Source organism: Mycolicibacterium neworleansense (assembly GCF_001245615.1).
Taxonomy (GTDB): Bacteria; Actinomycetota; Actinomycetes; order Mycobacteriales; family Mycobacteriaceae; genus Mycobacterium; species Mycobacterium neworleansense.
Map to the genome: position 1 here is coordinate 611,058 of NZ_CWKH01000003.1, position 15,618 is coordinate 626,675.

The window sequence follows — 15,618 nt, forward strand, 5'->3', positions numbered from 1 at the left end:
ACTCGCGGCGGGCCCGCGACAGCAATGCCCGCTGCGGGTGGCCGCTTACGCCATACTGGGATCATGCGATCCATCTGGAAGGGTTCGATCGCCTTCGGCCTGGTGAACGTGCCGGTCAAGGTCTACAGCGCGACCGAGGACCACGACATCAAGTTCCACCAGGTCCATGCCAAGGACAACGGGCGCATCCGCTACAAGCGGGTCTGCGAAGTGTGCGGCGAGGTCGTCGAGTTCCGCGACATCAACAAGGCGTTCGAATCCGACGACGGACAGATGGTGGTGATCACCGACGAGGACATCGCCACCCTGCCCGAAGAGCGCAGCCGCGAGATCGAAGTCGTCGAGTTCATCCCGGCCGAGCAGCTCGACCCGTTGATGTATGACAAGAGTTACTTCCTGGAGCCCGACTCCAAGTCGTCGAAGTCCTATGTGCTGCTGGCCAAGACTCTCGCCGAGACCGAACGTGTGGCCATCGTGCACTTCTCCCTGCGCAACAAGACACGGCTGGCCGCGTTACGGGTCAAGGACTTCAGCAAGCGCAATGTCATGGTGATCCACACCCTGCTGTGGCCCGACGAGATCCGCGACCCCGATTTCCCGGTGCTGGACAAGGAAGTCGAGATCAAGCCGGCCGAGTTGAAGATGGCCGGCCAGGTCGTCGAGTCGATGACCGACGACTTCAAGCCGGACCAGTTCCGCGATGACTACCAGGAACAGCTGCACGAGCTGGTCCAGGCCAAACTCGAAGGCGGAGAAGCCTTCTCGGTCGAAGAACAGCCAACCGAGCTCGACGAGACCGAGGACGTGTCCGATCTGCTGGCCAAACTTGAGGCCAGCGTCAAGGCGCGCGGTGGCGCGGCGAAGGACAAAGCACCAGCCAAGAAGGCTCCGGCGAAGAAGGCGGCCGCCAAGAAAGCTCCCGCCAAGAAGGCGTCGGCCAAGAAGTAGCTCAGCGGCGGCAATCCAGATCCACGTACACCGTCGTGTACTGCAGGTTCTGGCCCGGATTGAATGACGTGATGCCCGCCGCCCCAACCGGTATCTGCGGCCCGGTGACCGAACGCCCTTGGCGGACAGCACTTACGGTGCAGTCGTCGATGGCTTTGGTGCCAACCTTGCTCAAGATCACCCGGTACCCCTGGCTTTCGAGTTCGCTGATGGTCTGACTCGCGGTCGACTCGGTGGGAGCGGCAGCCACCGGCGCGGCCAACGCCGTTCCCAGCCCGCACAGTCCGGCACCGACCACACACACGCTCTTCAAGTTCCGGTTCACTGGGTTTCGCCCGTCCTTTCAATTCGATGAAGTGGGCTAAACCTAATTCGCCGAATTCCCTTGTCGGACAATCTCATACCGAATCCACACCGGTTAACACACAGCGAATCCCGCCGAAATACGGCGTTAACATGGACGCCCGCAAGCGGCCTAGACCGGCACGTCGACGCGGAGGGCCTCGTGTTCGTCCAGAATCCGGCGCAACGCCGCATCCATCGGATGGGCCGATTCGAGGTCATGGCTGCAGCGCCGATCGACCGCGACCACCGTGCCCGTGGTCAGCGGGGTGTGCTCGATCTGATCGACGAACGCGTCGAACATCGTGTGCGGGGTCGCCAGGTAGTAGAGGCCGTGCCGGGCGTCGGTGAAACGGGCGCCGTACATCAGGCCGCACTGGGTGATGACGAACAGCTCCGATACCGGGTGCACCTGCCGGCCGGTTCGACCCAGCTCCTCCTCGCCCCATGCCTCCGCCGCCAGACGGGCCTGCGCCAAGCGGTCCTGCAGGTCATCGGTGCAGGCAAGCAGGCGGTGGATGAGGGTGCCCGCCGTCGACGGGTACTGATCGAGCGCGGGGCTGAAATACCGCGCGAACAGATCGCCGAAGAAGTCGTATCGCTGCTGGGTCATTGGGGCTCCCCACCTTGAGCGGACCCCTCAATTGTGCGCCCGTCGGCGCCGCCGCGGAGCGGCTTTCACGACGCACCACCGACAGCCAGATGGGAAGCACGACTACTAGAACGTGTTTCAGAAATGCCCCACGGGCGCCGTCTCACCCTGCTAGCGTGGCGCCGAGCTAGGGAACGGAGCGCACGTGATTCTGGACAGATTCCGACTCGACGACAAGGTGGCGATCGTCACCGGGGCCGGACGTGGACTGGGCGCGGCGACCGCGCTCGCCTTCGCCGAAGCCGGTGCCGACGTGCTCATCGCGGCCCGCACACAGGCCCAACTCGATGAGGTGGCAGCCCAGGTCGCCGAGACCGGGCGTCGGGCGCACGTCGTGGTCGCCGACCTGGCGCACCCGGAGGCCACCGCGGAACTCGCGGCCGCCGCGGTGGATGCGTTCGGGAAACTAGACATCGTCGTCAACAACGTCGGCGGCACCATGCCCGCACCGCTGCTGAACACCTCCACCCAGGATCTGCGCAACGCGTTCACGTTCAACGTGTCCACCGCGCACGCGCTGACCTGTGCGGCGGTGCCGCTGATGCTGGAGCACTCCGGCGGCGGCAGCATCATCAACATCACCTCCACGGTGGGGCGCCTGGCCGGACGGGGCTTCGCGGCCTACGGCACCGCCAAGGCCGCCCTCGCGCACTACACCCGACTGTCGGCACTGGACCTGAGTCCGCGCATCCGCGTCAACGCCATCGCGCCCGGTTCGATTCTCACCTCGGCCCTGGACATCGTCGCCTCCAACGAGGCACTGCGCGACCCGATGGAAAAGGCCACCCCGCTGCGCCGCCTCGGCGACCCTGCCGACATCGCTGCCGCCGCGGTGTATCTCTCGTCCCCGGCGGGCAGCTACCTGACCGGCAAGGTGCTCGAGGTCGACGGCGGCCTGAACATGCCCAATCTCGATCTGCCCATCCCCGACCTCTGAGGAGAACTGTGACCATTCGTGTAGCCGCGGTCGGTACCGGCAACGTCGGCCGACATGCGCTCAAGCAGCTCGTCACCAATCCGGACTACGAACTCACCGGCGTGTGGGTGTCCTCGTCGACCAAGGCCGGTAGGGATGCCGGAGAGCTTGCCGGCCTGGATGTTTCGACCGGCATCCTGGCCACCGATGACCTCGACGCCATCCTGGCCGACAAGCCGGACTGCGTGGTCTACACCGCACTTGCCGACAACCGGTTGCCAGAGGCGCTCGAGGACTACCGGCGAATCCTGGCCACCGGGATCAACGTGGTGGCCAGCTCCGCGGTGTTCCTGCAGTACCCGTGGGAGGTGCTGCCGGCCGAGCTGATCGAGCCGATCGAGACGGCGGCGGAGGCGGGCGGGGCCAGCATCTTCGTCAACGGAATCGACCCCGGCTTCGCCAACGACCTTCTGCCGCTTGCCCTTGCCGGTACCTGTCAGGAGATCGAGCAGATCCGCTGCATGGAGATCGTCGACTACGCCACCTACAACAGCGCGGCGGTGATGTTCGACGTGATGGGCTTCGGCAAGCCCATCGACGAAACCCCGATGCTGCTGCAACCGGGAGTGCTGAGCCTGGCCTGGGGTTCGGTGGTCCGGCAGCTGGCCGCCGGCCTGGGCGTCGAACTGGACGAGGTGACCGAGGAGCACACCCGGGTGCCCGCGCCGGAGGACTTCGACATCGCGGCCGGGCACATTCCCGCCGGGACCACCGCCGCACTGCGGTTCGAGGTACGCGGCATGCGCGACGGCAAGGCCGCGGTGGTGCTGGAGCATGTGACGCGGCTGCGCGACGACCTGTGCCCCGAGTGGCCCCAGCCCGCCCAGGAAGGCGGCTCGTACCGGGTGGTGGTGACGGGCGAACCGTCGTACACGCTGGACCTGTGTCTGAGCAGCCCCAACGGAGATCACAACCATGCGGGCCTGGTCGCCACGGCCGCGCGCGTGGTCAACGCGATCCCGGCGGTGGTGGACGCCAAGCCTGGTATCCGGACGACGCTCGATCTGCCGTTGATCACCGGCCGGGGTCTGTACGCTGCCGATAGGCCCCCGTTGGAAGGATCGGCGCAATGAAGATTCGCCTCACCACGCTCACCGGATGTCTCATGGTCGGCGGCGCTTCCGCGGCGATCGCCCTGGCCCCGCTGGCCTCGGCCGAACCCAGTGCCCCCAGCGAACCCCGCTTGCTGCCGCAGTGCGAGGTGACCGGCGGCAGTTCGGTCGAGGGCGGCCAGACCACTGAATGCGCCACCGAAGGCAACGTGCAGATCGACTCGACGCCGCCGCAGCCCGGCTACGGGATGTTCCCCTGGGACGATGAGTTCTTTGTCCTCTGACCAGCGCTGACAGCGCATTTCAGACGTAGACTTACTCCAGCGATCGGAGTAGGTCATGAGCAACATCGTTCGGTGCCTGGCCGCGCTGCTGGCGGTGCCGTGTCTGGCGATCCTCACGGCCCCGGTCGGGTCCGCGGCACCGAAGTGCACCAACACGACACCGACCACCACGCAATGCCAGACCAATGGCAGCACGCAGATCGTGACCTCCCCGCCGGCCTTGAACAACTACGGCCCCTGGTACGGCCCGGTCTTCGGGTTCGGCGGCTTTGGCATCGGCTGGTGACGGTCGTGTTCGACCCCCGCGGCTGAGTGGCATGACAAGGTTTCGGGTACCCTAACTTTTCTATTCGCATACCCGGATGGAAGCTGTGGGGCCGTTGTTAGAGGACACCAAGACGCGTACGACGCCGATGCCGGGCTGGATGCTGCTCGGGCCGGCATTCGTCGCCGCGATCGCCTATGTCGACCCCGGCAACGTCGCCGCCAACGTCAGCGCGGGAGCACAGTTCGGCTACCTGCTGGTCTGGGTCATCGTGATGGCCAACGCCATGGCGGGCCTGGTGCAGTACCTCTCGGCCAAGCTGGGCCTGGTCACCGGCCGCTCGCTACCCGAAGTGGTCGCCGATCACACCAGCACCCCGACCCGCATCGCCTATTGGATACAGGCCGAATTGGTAGCCGTCGCAACCGATCTCGCAGAAGTGGTGGGTGGCGCGATCGCCTTGCACCTGCTGTTCGACCTGCCGCTGCTGCTCGGCGGGGTCATCACCGGAGCAGTCTCTCTCCTGCTGCTGAGCGTGCAGAACCGCCGCGGTCAGCGGATGTTCGAGCGGGTGATCACCGGGCTGCTGATGATCATCGCGATCGGCTTTCTCACCAGCCTGTTCGTCGAGACCCCTCCGGCAGCAGAGGTCGCCGGCGGGCTCATCCCCCGGTTCCAGGGAGCCGAAAGCCTGCTGTTGGCCACCGCCATGCTCGGCGCCACCGTGATGCCACACGCGGTCTACCTGCACTCCGGCCTCGCGCGCGACCGTCACGGTCACCTCCAGCCCGGCGCGATCCGGCGACGCCTGCTGCGGATCACCCGCTACGACGTCGGCATCGCGATGTTGCTGGCCGGCGCGGTGAACCTGGCCATGCTGCTGGTCGCGGCGACCAACCTGCAGGGGCGCGACAACACCGACTCCATCGAAGGCGCCCACGCCGCGGTCCGCGACACCCTGGGTCCGACGGTCGCGCTGCTGTTCGCCATCGGGTTGCTGGCCTCCGGCCTGGCCTCGACCTCGGTCGGCGCATACGCGGGCGCGATGATCATGCAGGGCCTGCTGCGTCGCTCCTATCCGCTGTTGCTGCGCCGGCTGGTCACCCTGATCCCGGCGCTGGTCATCCTGGCCATCGGCGTCGACCCCAGCCGCGCCCTGGTGCTGTCCCAGGTCGTGCTCTCCTTCGGCATACCGCTGGCGCTGATCCCGCTGGTGCGGTTGACCAGCAAAGCGAACCTGATGGGCGACGACGTCAACCACCGCGTCACCACCGCGCTGGGCTGGGGCGTTGCCGGGTTGATTAGTGTGCTCAACGTGGTGCTGATCTATCTGACCGTCACGGGCTGAATGCTGCACCCGTACTTCGCCTACGGCTCGAATCTGTGCGTGGCACAGATGGCCCGGCGCTGTCCGGGTGCCCTGGATCCCCGACCAGCCCGCCTGGACGGCCACAGCTGGCTGATCAACCAGCGCGGGGTGGCGACCATCGAACCGCTCGGCACCGCACAGGTACACGGCGTCTTGTGGCAGGTCACCGACCACGATCTGGCGGCCCTCGACGTCGCCGAAGGGGTGCCGGTGCGCTATCGCAGGGACCAGCTGACCGTGCACACCGACGGCGGCCCCGAGCCGGCCTGGGTCTACATCGACCATCGCGTCCAACCCGGGCCACCGCGGCCGGGCTATCTGGAACGAATCCTTGCCGGCGCGGCGCACCACGAGCTCCCGCACCGCTGGGTCGAATTCCTGGGGCGTTGGGCCGGCTAGTTGCCGGTCACAGCAGCCGCCAATTCGTTGATCACATCTGCGATCTCACCTCGGCGCCGCCAGGCGCGACGCTGCCGGATCGCGCCGTTCCCCTCGGCGACGACCCGGGCGAGCTCGGCACGCACCATGCCGTAGTCGTCCAGTGCCACCAACGCCGGCCGCACCGTCTCGACGAATCGGTTCAGCAGATCCCGGACCGGGACCACCGACTGATCACCCAGCAGGTCGATACCGTCGCCGTCGAGGCCGTCGTGGGCAGCCTTCCAGTGGGCCGCGCGGATCTGGCAATCCGCCAGGCGCGGAACCGATTCGCCTTCGTCGTACGAACGCAGCGCCGTCATCACCCCGGCGCGGATCAGCGTGGCGACCAACACCGTCTCGGCGACGGTGGCCGGCACATCGGATACCCGCACCTCCACGGTCGGAAAGTTCGCCGAGGGTCGCACATCCCAATAGATCATGCCGTCGTCCAGCGCGACGCCGGCCCGCTGCAGCAGACATACGGCCGCGTCGTATTCGGCGGCCGAATCGAAATACGGCGGCGGCCCCGAGCTGGGCCACCGCGTCCAGAGCACGCTGCGGAAGCTGGCATAGCCGCTGTCGGTGTTGCGGTAGATCGCCGAGTTGGCGGTCAGTGCCAGCAGCACATGCAGCCACGGACGCAGCCAGTTGCTGACATGAATCGCCGCGTCCCGGTCCGGCACCGCGACGTGCACGTGGCAGCCACAGATGCCCTGTTCGTGAGCGATCATGCCGAACCGGTGGGCGATCCTGCGGTAACGCGCGGTCGGGGTGACGGGGAACTTGTGCGGCACGGTCGGCGGCAGCGCGGCGGCCAACAACCGTGCCCCGTTGGCCGCGGCGGCCTCGGCGGTGATCCGGCGCAATCTGGTCAACTCGGAGCGCAACGCGGTGCTGGTGTCCATCACGTCGGTATTGGTCTCGATCTGGCAGCTGGTCAGCTCCAGCTGCAGATCCACACCCTGCTCGGCGGCAGAGGCGGCGACCGCCTTGTTGCGGGCGATCGGCTCACCGCACTGCGGATCGATGAGCAGGAATTCTTCCTCTACGCCCACCGTCGGATGACTCGTCACGGCTCAGAATTGCCCGCCGCCGACACCTCCAAACCTTCCGCCGCCGTGCCTAAGATCGGGTGATGCCCAACGATTTCCGCTTTGGTGTGAGCCTGCGCGCCACCGGATCCCAATCGCAGATCGCCGACACCGCGCGGCGCGCCGAAGACCTCGGCTTCGACGTCCTCAACGTGCCCGACCACCTCGGCGCCCCGGCCCCGTTCCCCACCCTGACCGCGATCGCCGCGGCCACCAGCACGCTGCGGGTCGGCACGTTCGTGCTCAACGCCGCCTTCTACAAGCCCGCGCTGCTGGCTCGCGACGCCACCGCCCTGCGGGATCTGTCCGGCGGCCGGTTCGACCTCGGTCTCGGCGCCGGCTATGTGCGTGAAGAGTTCGAGGCCGCCGAACTGCCGTTCCCCAGCGCCCGCGACCGCATCGACTATCTGCGCCACACCACCGAACACCTGCGCGAGCACGCGCCCGACATCCCGATCCTCATCGCGGGCAATGGTGATCGTCTGCTGACCGTGGCCGCCCAGACCGCCGACGTCGTCGGCCTCACCGGTGGTGACAGTGTCGGCGACGGCGACAGCGACCCCTTGGCCGAGCGAGTTTCCTTCCTGCGCAACGCTGCCGGTGACCGGTTCGACCAACTGGAGCTCAATCTCGCGGTCACGGCGGTGCCCGCTCCAGGCAGCGAGATGCCCATCCTCAACGTCCCCCGCCATTTCCTGCCGGGGCTCAGCGACGAAGAGCTGCTGCGGCACCCGGGTGTGCTGTCGGGCTCGGTCAGCGCCATCGCCGACCACATCCGCGGGCTGCGCGAGAAGTACGGCATCACCTACATCATCGTGCAGATCGCTCACGCCGAGGCGTTCGGGAAGGTGATCGCCGAACTTCGCTAGAAGTTCTTTCCATCCGCGCCCGGGCCGGCTCCGAATACCGGGTGTGGAACACATTCATCCTGGTGGGCGCGCCGTTGCGGTGATCGGTAGCGGTGTCGCCGGCCTGACCGCCGCGCATGTCCTGTCCGCTCGTGACCGCGTCACGCTGCTGGAGGCCGACGCCCGCTTCGGCGGGCACGCACATACCCAGCACGTCGTCGAAGACGGCCGCACCCTCGCGCTCGACACCGCCTTCCTGGTACACAACGACCGCACGTATCCGACACTGTGCCGCTTGTTCGACGAACTCGGGATCCGTACGCAGGACACCGACATGTCGATGTCCGTACGCGACGACGGCACCGGTCTGGAGTACGCCGGGGCCCGCGGCCTGGGTGGGTTGTTCCCCGGCTGGGCCAATCTGGGCCGGCCCCGTTATCTGCTGATGCTGGGCGAAATTGCCCGGTTTCACCGGCTGGCGACCCAATTGTTGCGGCGAGCGAGCACCGGGAACGAGGAAACCCTCGACGAGTTCCTGCACCGCCACGGGTTCTCCCGGTATTTCACCGAACGATTCATGACCCCCTTGGTTGCCGCGGTGTGGTCATGCCCGCCCGGCGAGGCACTGCGCTACCCGGCGCGGTACCTGTTCGTCTTCCTGCAGCACCACGGCATGCTGTCGGTGTTCGGCTCACCGACGTGGCGCACGGTGGTCGGCGGGTCGGCCAATTACGTCGACGCGATCGTGGCCCGACTGCCCGAGGCCGTCACCGGTGCCCGCGTGCGATCCGTGCGCCGATGTGCCGACGGCGTGCTGGTCACCGTCGACGGACAGCCGCCCCGGCGGTTCGATGCCGCTGTCATCGCCACCCATCCCAACCAGGCGCTGCTGATGCTGGACCACCCGAGCGAGGCCGAACGGCACATCCTCGGGGCCATCCCCTACAGCCTCAACCAGGCTCAGCTGCACACCGACGAGTCGGTACTGCCCCGCCTGCCGAGAGCGCGCGCCTCCTGGAACTACCTCATCGATCCCGAAGATCACGCCGTCACCGTCACCTACGACATCACCAGACTGATGAGGCTGGGTGGCACCCGGCGCTACCTGGTGACCCTGGGCGGCGCCCACCGGGTGGACCCGTCGAAGGTCGTCGCCGAGATGGTGTACGAACATCCGGCATACACCACCGAATCCGTGGCCGCGCAACAACTCCTGCCTCAGCTCAACGACGACCGCATCGTGTTCGCCGGGGCGTACCACGGCTGGGGATTCCATGAGGACGGCGCCGCATCGGGATTGGCGGCCGCGGAGCGGCTGGGCGCCCGATGGGCCGGCGGCCCGGTCGCGGAGCCGCTGGCATGCTGACCACCCCTGCGCTGTACCGCACCAGGATCACCCACGTCCGCCGCGCGCCCGTGCACCATCGCTTCAGCTACCGCGGATACAGCTGGTACGTCGACCTCGACCGGATGCCGCGATTGCCGCGTTGGCTGCGACCATTCGCCCGATTCGAGGCCGACGACCATTTCACGGGCGCACCGAAAGACTCTCTGCGCCAACGCGTCGACGCATTCCTGTTGTCGCACGACGTGGATCTCGGCGGCGGCAGGGTGACCGCGCTGCTGCAGGCGCGCGTGCTCGGATATGTGTTCAACCCGCTCAGCCTGTACTGGTGCCACGACGCCGCCGGGGCACTGCGTTGCGTGGTCGCCGAGGTCCACAACACCTACGGCCGGCGGCATGCTTATCTGCTTGCCGCCGGACAACCCGCGAACGTGCCCAAGCGCATGTACGTCTCACCGTTCAATGCCGTCGATGGCTACTACCGGGTCCAGGCTCCGGAACCGGGCGAACACCTCGACGTGACGATTTCCCTGCACCGCCACGGACATCCGGCCTTTGTCGCCACCCTTCGCGGTGCCCGCAGGCCGGCGACCACGTGGGAGATCCTGCGCCTGCAACTGACCGCGCCGGTGGCACCGCTGGCCGGAGCCCTCGCCATCCGGATCGAGGGGATCAAGTTGTGGCTGCGCCGGGTTCCGGTGATCCCCCGCCCCACCGAAGAAGCCGTCGAGTGCATTACCGAGAACCAAGGAAGGCCGCTGTGAGCACCCGGACCGGAACGTCCCCCGCCATCGACCCGACCCGCTGGCCGGACGTGGTACATCCACCGCGTGGGCCGGTGGCCGCGATATCCGGCGCGGTGGCCGACCAACTGCTGCGAAGGGCCGCCGCGACACTGCCGGTACGGCTGGCGTTTCCCGACGGAACCGTGATCGGGGCGGCCGATCCCACCTTGCCCACCATGGTCATCGAACAGCCGGAGGCCCTGGCCCGCCGGATCGGCTGCCACGGACTGATCGGCTTCGGCGAGTCGTACATGGCCGGCGAGTGGCATTCCACTGATCTCGCCGGGCTGCTCACCGAGTTCGGCCGGTCGATGGGCGAGCTGATTCCCGCTGCGCTGCAACGGTTCCGGACGGTGACGCTGCCCCGCTCGCCGCGCTCTGCCCGCAACGACGCGGCTCAGTCCCGCCGCAACATCGCGGCCCACTACGACCTGTCCAATGAGCTGTTCGCCGAGTTCCTCGACGAGACGATGACGTACTCCAGTGCGCTGTTCCCGCAACTGCCGGGCACGGCGGCCGGCCTGGCCGACGCCCAGCGCCGGAAGATCGACCGACTCCTCGACACAGCGCGGGTCGGGCCGGGCAGCCGGGTCCTGGAGATCGGCACCGGTTGGGGCGAACTCTGCCTGCGTGCCGCCGAACGCGGCGCCCGGGTCCGCTCGATCACCCTGTCGACCGAACAACAACGGCTGGCCCGGCAACGAGTGGCGGAGGCCGGTCTGTCGGACCGGGTCGATGTCGATCTACTCGACTACCGCGACGTCGACGGCTGCTACGACGCGGTGGTGTCGGTCGAGATGGTGGAGGCCGTGGGATACCAGTTCTGGCCCACCTACTTTCGAGCGCTGGACCGGCTCGTCACACCGGGAGGCCGGGTCGCGATCCAGGCGATCACCATGCCGCACGATCGCATGCTGGCCTCGCGCGATACGCACACCTGGATCCAGAAGTACATCTTCCCCGGCGGGCTGCTGCCGTCGACCGAGGCGATCATCGGCCTGACCGAAAGGCACACGCGGCTGCGCACTGTCGACATGATGTCACTGCGGCCGCACTACGCCGAGACCCTGAGACTGTGGCGCGAACGTTTCGACTCGCGCCGCGACGCGGTGGCGGCGCTTGGCTTCGACGAGGTCTTCGCCCGCATGTGGGAGCTGTACCTGGCGTACTCCGAAGCCGGATTCGCCTCGGGCTATCTCGACGTCTACCAGTGGACATTCGCCCCGACAGGAGGACACCGGTGAACCTGCTCATCGTCACCGCGGTATCGCTGGCCGCCCTCGCCGTCGTGCACGGCGCGACCTTCTTGATCGGCCGAAACCTCGGCCGGTACAACGTCGTCGACGTGGCCTGGGGCATCGGGTTCATCGTGGTGGCCACTGTCAGCGCCGTCCTGGGCACCGGCGATGTCTTCCGGCGCATCCTGTTATTGGTGCTGATCACCCTCTGGGCGGGGCGACTGTCCTGGCACATGGTGCTCAAGTCCGCGGGCAAGGGTGAGGATCCGCGCTACCAGGAGCTGCTGGGTGGCGACTATTCGGCCGGTCACGTGCTGCGCAAGGTGTTCGTGATCCAGGGTGCGGCAACCTGGTTCGTGTCGCTTCCCGTGCAGTTGTCGTCGACACTGGGGCCGACTCCGGCCGCCCTGCGGCCGGTTCTGATTGTGGGCGTGGCGATCTGGGTCGCCGGGCTGGCGTTCGAGGCGATCGGCGACCATCAGTTGCGCAGGTTCAAATCCGACCCGGCCCACCGGGGCGCGATCATGGACCGCGGGCTGTGGGCCTGGACCCGCCATCCCAACTATTTCGGCGACTGCTGCGTCTGGTGGGGGTTGTGGTTGTCGAGCATCTGCGGCTGGTTGTCGCTGGCTACGGTGCTATCCCCGCTGTTGATGACGTATTTCCTGGTGTACGCGACCGGAGCCCGACTGGCCGAGAAGCACATGGCGGGCCGGGCGGGATTCGCGGAATATTGTTCTCGCACTTCTTTTTTCATTCCGATGCCACCGAGATCTGGATAAGCATGACGGAGCAGGCCCCGGTGACTAGGCTGCTGTGGGTGACCGCCGAACTCGACGCGTTGCTGCGACGGGTGGCCCGACGCGACGTCGACGCCTTCGCCGAGCTGTACGACCAAACGCGGTCGCGGGTGTTCGGCCTGGTCACCCAGGTTCTGCGCGACCCGGGATACAGCGAGGAAACCACCCAGGACATCTATCTGCAGGTGTGGCGCTCGGCAGACAGCTATGACCCGTCGGCCGGATCCCCGATGGCCTGGCTGCTGACGCTCGCACACCGGCGGGCGGTGGACCGGGTGCGTGCCGAGCAGGCCGCCACCCGCCGTGAATCCCGCTACGGTGCCACCAGCGTGGATCCGCCCGCCGATCACGTGGCCGACTCCGTCATCACCCACGACGAGCAGCGGCGCGTCGCCGAATGCCTGTCGTCGCTGACCGATGCCCAGCGCGAGTGCATCCATCTCGCCTATTACGACGGGCTGACCTACAGCCAGGTCTCTCAACGGCTGGCGGCCAACCTCGCGACCATCAAATCGCGGATGCGTGACGCCCTCCGCGGCCTGCGCAACTGTCTGGGGGCCGCATGACCGGACCGGTTGACCCCGACCTTCTCGAGCTGGCGACCCCGTACGCGCTGCACGCGGTGTCCGACAGCGAGCGGGCCGACATCGAACAGCGCTTGGCAGCCGCCCCTCCCGAGGTGGCGGCCGAATTCGCGAACGAAGTGCGCGACGTGAGGGAAACCATGGCCCGGCTGGCCGGGTCCACTGCCCTTGAACCACCGACCCATCTGCGCGAGCAGCTACTGGCGGCGGTCTCGGTGCGCGAATTGCGGCCCGCCCCGCGCTGGCGGAACACGGCATTGGCGGCGGCAGCGGCCGTCGTCATCGCCCTCACCGGTGTCGGCATCGGCATCGCGATGCGCCCCAGCCCGCAGCCCACGACGGCCGAACAGATCTTCGCCGCCCCAGACGTACGGACCGTCTCCGGGGCGATCCCCACCGGCGGAACCGCGACCGTGGTGTTCTCCCGCGAGCGCAACGCCGGCGTGCTGGTGATGAACGGCGTCACGCCCCCGCAGACCGGCACGGTCTATCAGATGTGGCTGCTGCGCGAGGGCGACGCCACGTCGGCGGGCACCATGGACTCCGCCGCCGTCGCGCCGTCGACCACGGCGGTGCTACCCGACCTCGCCGACGCATCGGCATTGGCCTTCACCGTCGAACCGGGCGAGGGCTCGACCACACCCACCACGCCGATCTTCGCCGAGCTGCCATTGCAGTGACACGCATCGGGTGGCCGAAAGCCGGGTATCACTGACCTCACCGCACGAGCTGGGAAAAGGAAGTGGTGAACGCAATGTCACAAGACGCAGAAAACCTCAGCAAGGACCCCGCGCCCGATCCGGCCGAGGACAACGCCTTCTTTCCCTCGCCCTACTCGTTGAGTCAGTACACCTCCCCCAGGACCGATTTCACCGGCGTGGAACACAAGGGCGCCTACACCGAGGGCCGGTGGAAGGTGTTGATGATCGCCACCGAAGAGCGATATGTGTTGTGCCAGAACGGAAAGATGTTCTCCACCGGCAACCATCCGGTGGAGATGCTGCTGCCGCTGCACCACCTGATGGAAGCCGGATTCGACGTTGACGTCGCGACCATATCCGGGTATCCGGCCAAGCTGGAACTGTGGGCCATGCCCGGCGAAGACCAGGCCGTGCTGTCAACCTACGAGGCCCTCAAGATCAAACTCAAACAACCCCTCAAGCTGTCCAACGTGGTCGCCGGCCTCAAGCCGGCCTCTGACTATCTCGCCGTCTTCATTCCCGGCGGTCACGGCGCCGTCGTCGGGCTGCCGGGCAGCGACCAGGTCGGCCGGACGCTGAACTGGGCACTCGACCACGGCCGGTTCATCATCACCCTGTGCCACGGTCCGGCGGCGCTGCTGGCCGCCGGCCTCGGCAAGTCTCGGTCGCCGCTGGCCGGATACTCGGTGTGCGTGTTCCCCGACTCGCTCGACGAGGGCCCGAACATCGACATCGGATACCTGCCGGGGCGCCTGCAGTGGCTGGTCGCCGACCTGCTGGCCAAGCAGGGCCTCACCATCGTCAACGACGAGATGGCCGGCACGGTGCACCAGGACCGCCGCCTGCTCACCGGTGACAGCCCACTGGCCTCCGATGCGTTGGGGAGGTTGGCCGTCAATTGCCTGCTCGACGCGCTGGGGCGCGAACATCAGCCTTGACCAGCGTCTGTCTCAGACGCCGACGTGCCCGTCGATGCGCTCGCGGACCAGATCTGCGTGTCCGCAATGGCGGGCATACTCGGCGATCATGTGAGTGTAGATCCAACGCAAGCTGACCTCGCCCCCCATGAATGCCGCGGTGCCGTCGAGTTCTCGCGCCGCACAGTTGAGACGGGCCTGTTTGATCTCGTCCTGCCAGATCTGTACCGCGTCGCGGAACGACGAGTGTGCCGACACCTCGAAGCCCCCGTCATGGCCGTCGGGGTCGCGCGGTCCGAAGATCGGTGCCGCGTCCTCGCCCGTCAGTACCCGGCGAAACCAGTTCCGTTCCACTTCGGCGGCGTGCTGGACCAGACCCAGCAAGGTCAGCTCCGACGGCGGCACCGAGGCTGACCGCAGCTGTTCCTCGTTCAGGCCCTCACATTTCAGCGCCAGCGTGGCGCGATAGAACTCCAGCCAGCTCTCCAGCGTCGTACGTTCATCGGCATTCATCGGCGGCACGGGCCGCTCCGTCGACGTCATACTCACGATGCTGCCATCACTGCGGGGGTGAAGCGGGATCACCGAATGCGCCGTTTCAGACGGGCGCTGCGGAGTATCTGTATCGCCATATTGGTGGAGGTAAGCATCGGAAAGACGCCGAGGAAGGTTCGCTCCGACGGGGTACGCCCGTGCAGTTGTTCGAGGCTGCCGAAAACGTAGAAACAACCGATGCAGAACAGCGTGGCGGGAACCGCGAGCGCCAGAATGCTGCCACGGTCGGCCAGGACCTGTCGTGCGAGGGTCAGCTCGTCGTCGGTGAGAGCCTCGCGTTTCCGGACCTTGCGCAAGGTGGCCGACAGCGTCCCGACGGCCAGGCTCGATGTGACATGGGCGTGGCCCCTCATCCGCCGCGTGAACATGAAAGCCACGACGGCGAAGACCCAGATCAACGCGAAGGAGATGATCGACAGGATGCCGTAGAGAGTCGACGTCGTCAC

19 protein-coding genes and 1 pseudogene are annotated in these 15,618 nt (G+C 67.1%); 15 read left to right on the forward strand and 5 right to left on the reverse strand.

The window, feature by feature from the left end:
- Window positions 1–63 precede the first annotated feature (63 nt).
- Window positions 64–948 (forward strand): non-homologous end joining protein Ku, encoded by an 885-nt coding sequence (ku, locus tag BN2156_RS27455; RefSeq protein ID WP_090518101.1) that lies wholly within the window; start codon window positions 64–66, stop codon window positions 946–948.
- A 1-nt stretch (window position 949) separates the two neighbouring features.
- Here the strand turns inward: ku and BN2156_RS27460 are convergent, their stop codons facing one another.
- Entirely contained in the window at window positions 950–1,273 is a 324-nt protein-coding gene (locus BN2156_RS27460) for a hypothetical protein (RefSeq protein ID WP_235625519.1), read from the reverse strand.
- A gap of 150 nt (window positions 1,274–1,423) precedes the next feature.
- Complete coding sequence (locus BN2156_RS27465; protein WP_090518102.1) at window positions 1,424–1,903, reverse strand: glucose-6-phosphate dehydrogenase; 480 nt, start codon at window positions 1,901–1,903, stop codon at window positions 1,424–1,426.
- Window positions 1,904–2,087: 184 nt separating this feature from the next.
- Here BN2156_RS27465 and BN2156_RS27470 point away from each other — a divergent pair, with 184 nt between their 5' ends.
- The 6 genes and pseudogenes from BN2156_RS27470 to BN2156_RS27495 all read left to right on the forward strand — a co-directional run.
- Window positions 2,088–2,879: an SDR family oxidoreductase gene (locus BN2156_RS27470; protein WP_090518103.1), complete on the forward strand. Its 792-nt coding sequence runs from the start codon at window positions 2,088–2,090 to the stop codon at window positions 2,877–2,879.
- An 8-nt stretch (window positions 2,880–2,887) separates the two neighbouring features.
- Entirely contained in the window at window positions 2,888–3,991 is a 1,104-nt protein-coding gene (locus tag BN2156_RS27475; RefSeq protein ID WP_090518104.1) for an NAD(P)H-dependent amine dehydrogenase family protein, read from the forward strand.
- On the forward strand, window positions 3,988–4,254 hold the full coding sequence (locus tag BN2156_RS27480) for a hypothetical protein (RefSeq protein ID WP_090518105.1): 267 nt from the start codon (window positions 3,988–3,990) through the stop codon (window positions 4,252–4,254). The genes BN2156_RS27475 and BN2156_RS27480 overlap by 4 nt, the downstream gene beginning before the upstream one ends.
- A 55-nt stretch (window positions 4,255–4,309) precedes the next feature.
- On the forward strand, window positions 4,310–4,540 hold the full coding sequence (locus tag BN2156_RS27485; protein WP_162490984.1) for a hypothetical protein: 231 nt from the start codon (window positions 4,310–4,312) through the stop codon (window positions 4,538–4,540).
- A gap of 76 nt (window positions 4,541–4,616) precedes the next feature.
- Complete coding sequence (locus tag BN2156_RS27490; protein WP_235625520.1) at window positions 4,617–5,867, forward strand: Nramp family divalent metal transporter; 1,251 nt, start codon at window positions 4,617–4,619, stop codon at window positions 5,865–5,867.
- Window positions 5,868–6,278 (forward strand): annotated as a pseudogene (locus BN2156_RS27495) (gamma-glutamylcyclotransferase family protein); the annotation flags it as partial. It lies immediately after the preceding gene.
- Window positions 6,279–6,283: 5 nt separating this feature from the next.
- Here the strand turns inward: BN2156_RS27495 and BN2156_RS27500 are convergent.
- The gene (locus BN2156_RS27500; protein ID WP_090518107.1) at window positions 6,284–7,381 is read right to left on the reverse strand and encodes a glutamate--cysteine ligase 2; all 1,098 of its coding nucleotides are present in this window, start codon (window positions 7,379–7,381) and stop codon (window positions 6,284–6,286) included.
- 62 nt (window positions 7,382–7,443) lie between these two features.
- Between BN2156_RS27500 and BN2156_RS27505 the strand changes: the two genes are divergently transcribed.
- From BN2156_RS27505 to hchA, 8 genes are all read left to right on the forward strand, one after another.
- Window positions 7,444–8,268, forward strand: a complete 825-nt coding sequence (locus BN2156_RS27505) for an LLM class F420-dependent oxidoreductase (RefSeq protein WP_162490985.1) — start codon at window positions 7,444–7,446, stop codon at window positions 8,266–8,268.
- A gap of 52 nt (window positions 8,269–8,320) precedes the next feature.
- Window positions 8,321–9,613 carry an NAD(P)/FAD-dependent oxidoreductase gene (locus BN2156_RS27510; RefSeq protein WP_407661765.1) on the forward strand — a complete coding sequence of 431 codons (1,293 nt, stop codon included), beginning with the start codon at window positions 8,321–8,323 and terminating at the stop codon, window positions 9,611–9,613.
- Window positions 9,607–10,356, forward strand: coding sequence for a DUF1365 domain-containing protein (locus BN2156_RS27515; RefSeq protein ID WP_167346321.1), 750 nt, complete (start codon window positions 9,607–9,609; stop codon window positions 10,354–10,356). Before BN2156_RS27510 ends, BN2156_RS27515 begins: the two co-directional genes overlap by 7 nt.
- A gap of 26 nt (window positions 10,357–10,382) precedes the next feature.
- Complete coding sequence (locus BN2156_RS27520) at window positions 10,383–11,621, forward strand: class I SAM-dependent methyltransferase (protein WP_235625553.1); 1,239 nt, start codon at window positions 10,383–10,385, stop codon at window positions 11,619–11,621.
- An 8-nt stretch (window positions 11,622–11,629) separates the two neighbouring features.
- Entirely contained in the window at window positions 11,630–12,397 is a 768-nt protein-coding gene (locus tag BN2156_RS27525) for a DUF1295 domain-containing protein (protein WP_162839262.1), read from the forward strand.
- Window positions 12,398–12,399: 2 nt separating this feature from the next.
- Window positions 12,400–12,981 (forward strand): sigma-70 family RNA polymerase sigma factor, encoded by a 582-nt coding sequence (locus BN2156_RS27530; protein ID WP_090518113.1) that lies wholly within the window; start codon window positions 12,400–12,402, stop codon window positions 12,979–12,981.
- Window positions 12,978–13,679 carry an anti-sigma factor gene (locus BN2156_RS27535; protein ID WP_090518114.1) on the forward strand — a complete coding sequence of 234 codons (702 nt, stop codon included), beginning with the start codon at window positions 12,978–12,980 and terminating at the stop codon, window positions 13,677–13,679. Before BN2156_RS27530 ends, BN2156_RS27535 begins: the two co-directional genes overlap by 4 nt.
- 74 nt (window positions 13,680–13,753) lie before the next feature.
- A complete protein-coding gene (gene hchA, locus BN2156_RS27540) occupies window positions 13,754–14,638 on the forward strand; it encodes a glyoxalase III HchA (RefSeq protein WP_090518608.1) in 885 nt (294 codons plus the stop codon).
- A 12-nt stretch (window positions 14,639–14,650) separates the two neighbouring features.
- On the opposite strand, the gene BN2156_RS27545 is transcribed toward hchA, so the two are convergent.
- Window positions 14,651–15,160, reverse strand: a complete 510-nt coding sequence (locus BN2156_RS27545; protein ID WP_090518115.1) for a DinB family protein — start codon at window positions 15,158–15,160, stop codon at window positions 14,651–14,653.
- 38 nt (window positions 15,161–15,198) lie between these two features.
- Window positions 15,199–15,618 (reverse strand): hypothetical protein, encoded by a 420-nt coding sequence (locus BN2156_RS27550; RefSeq protein ID WP_090518116.1) that lies wholly within the window; start codon window positions 15,616–15,618, stop codon window positions 15,199–15,201.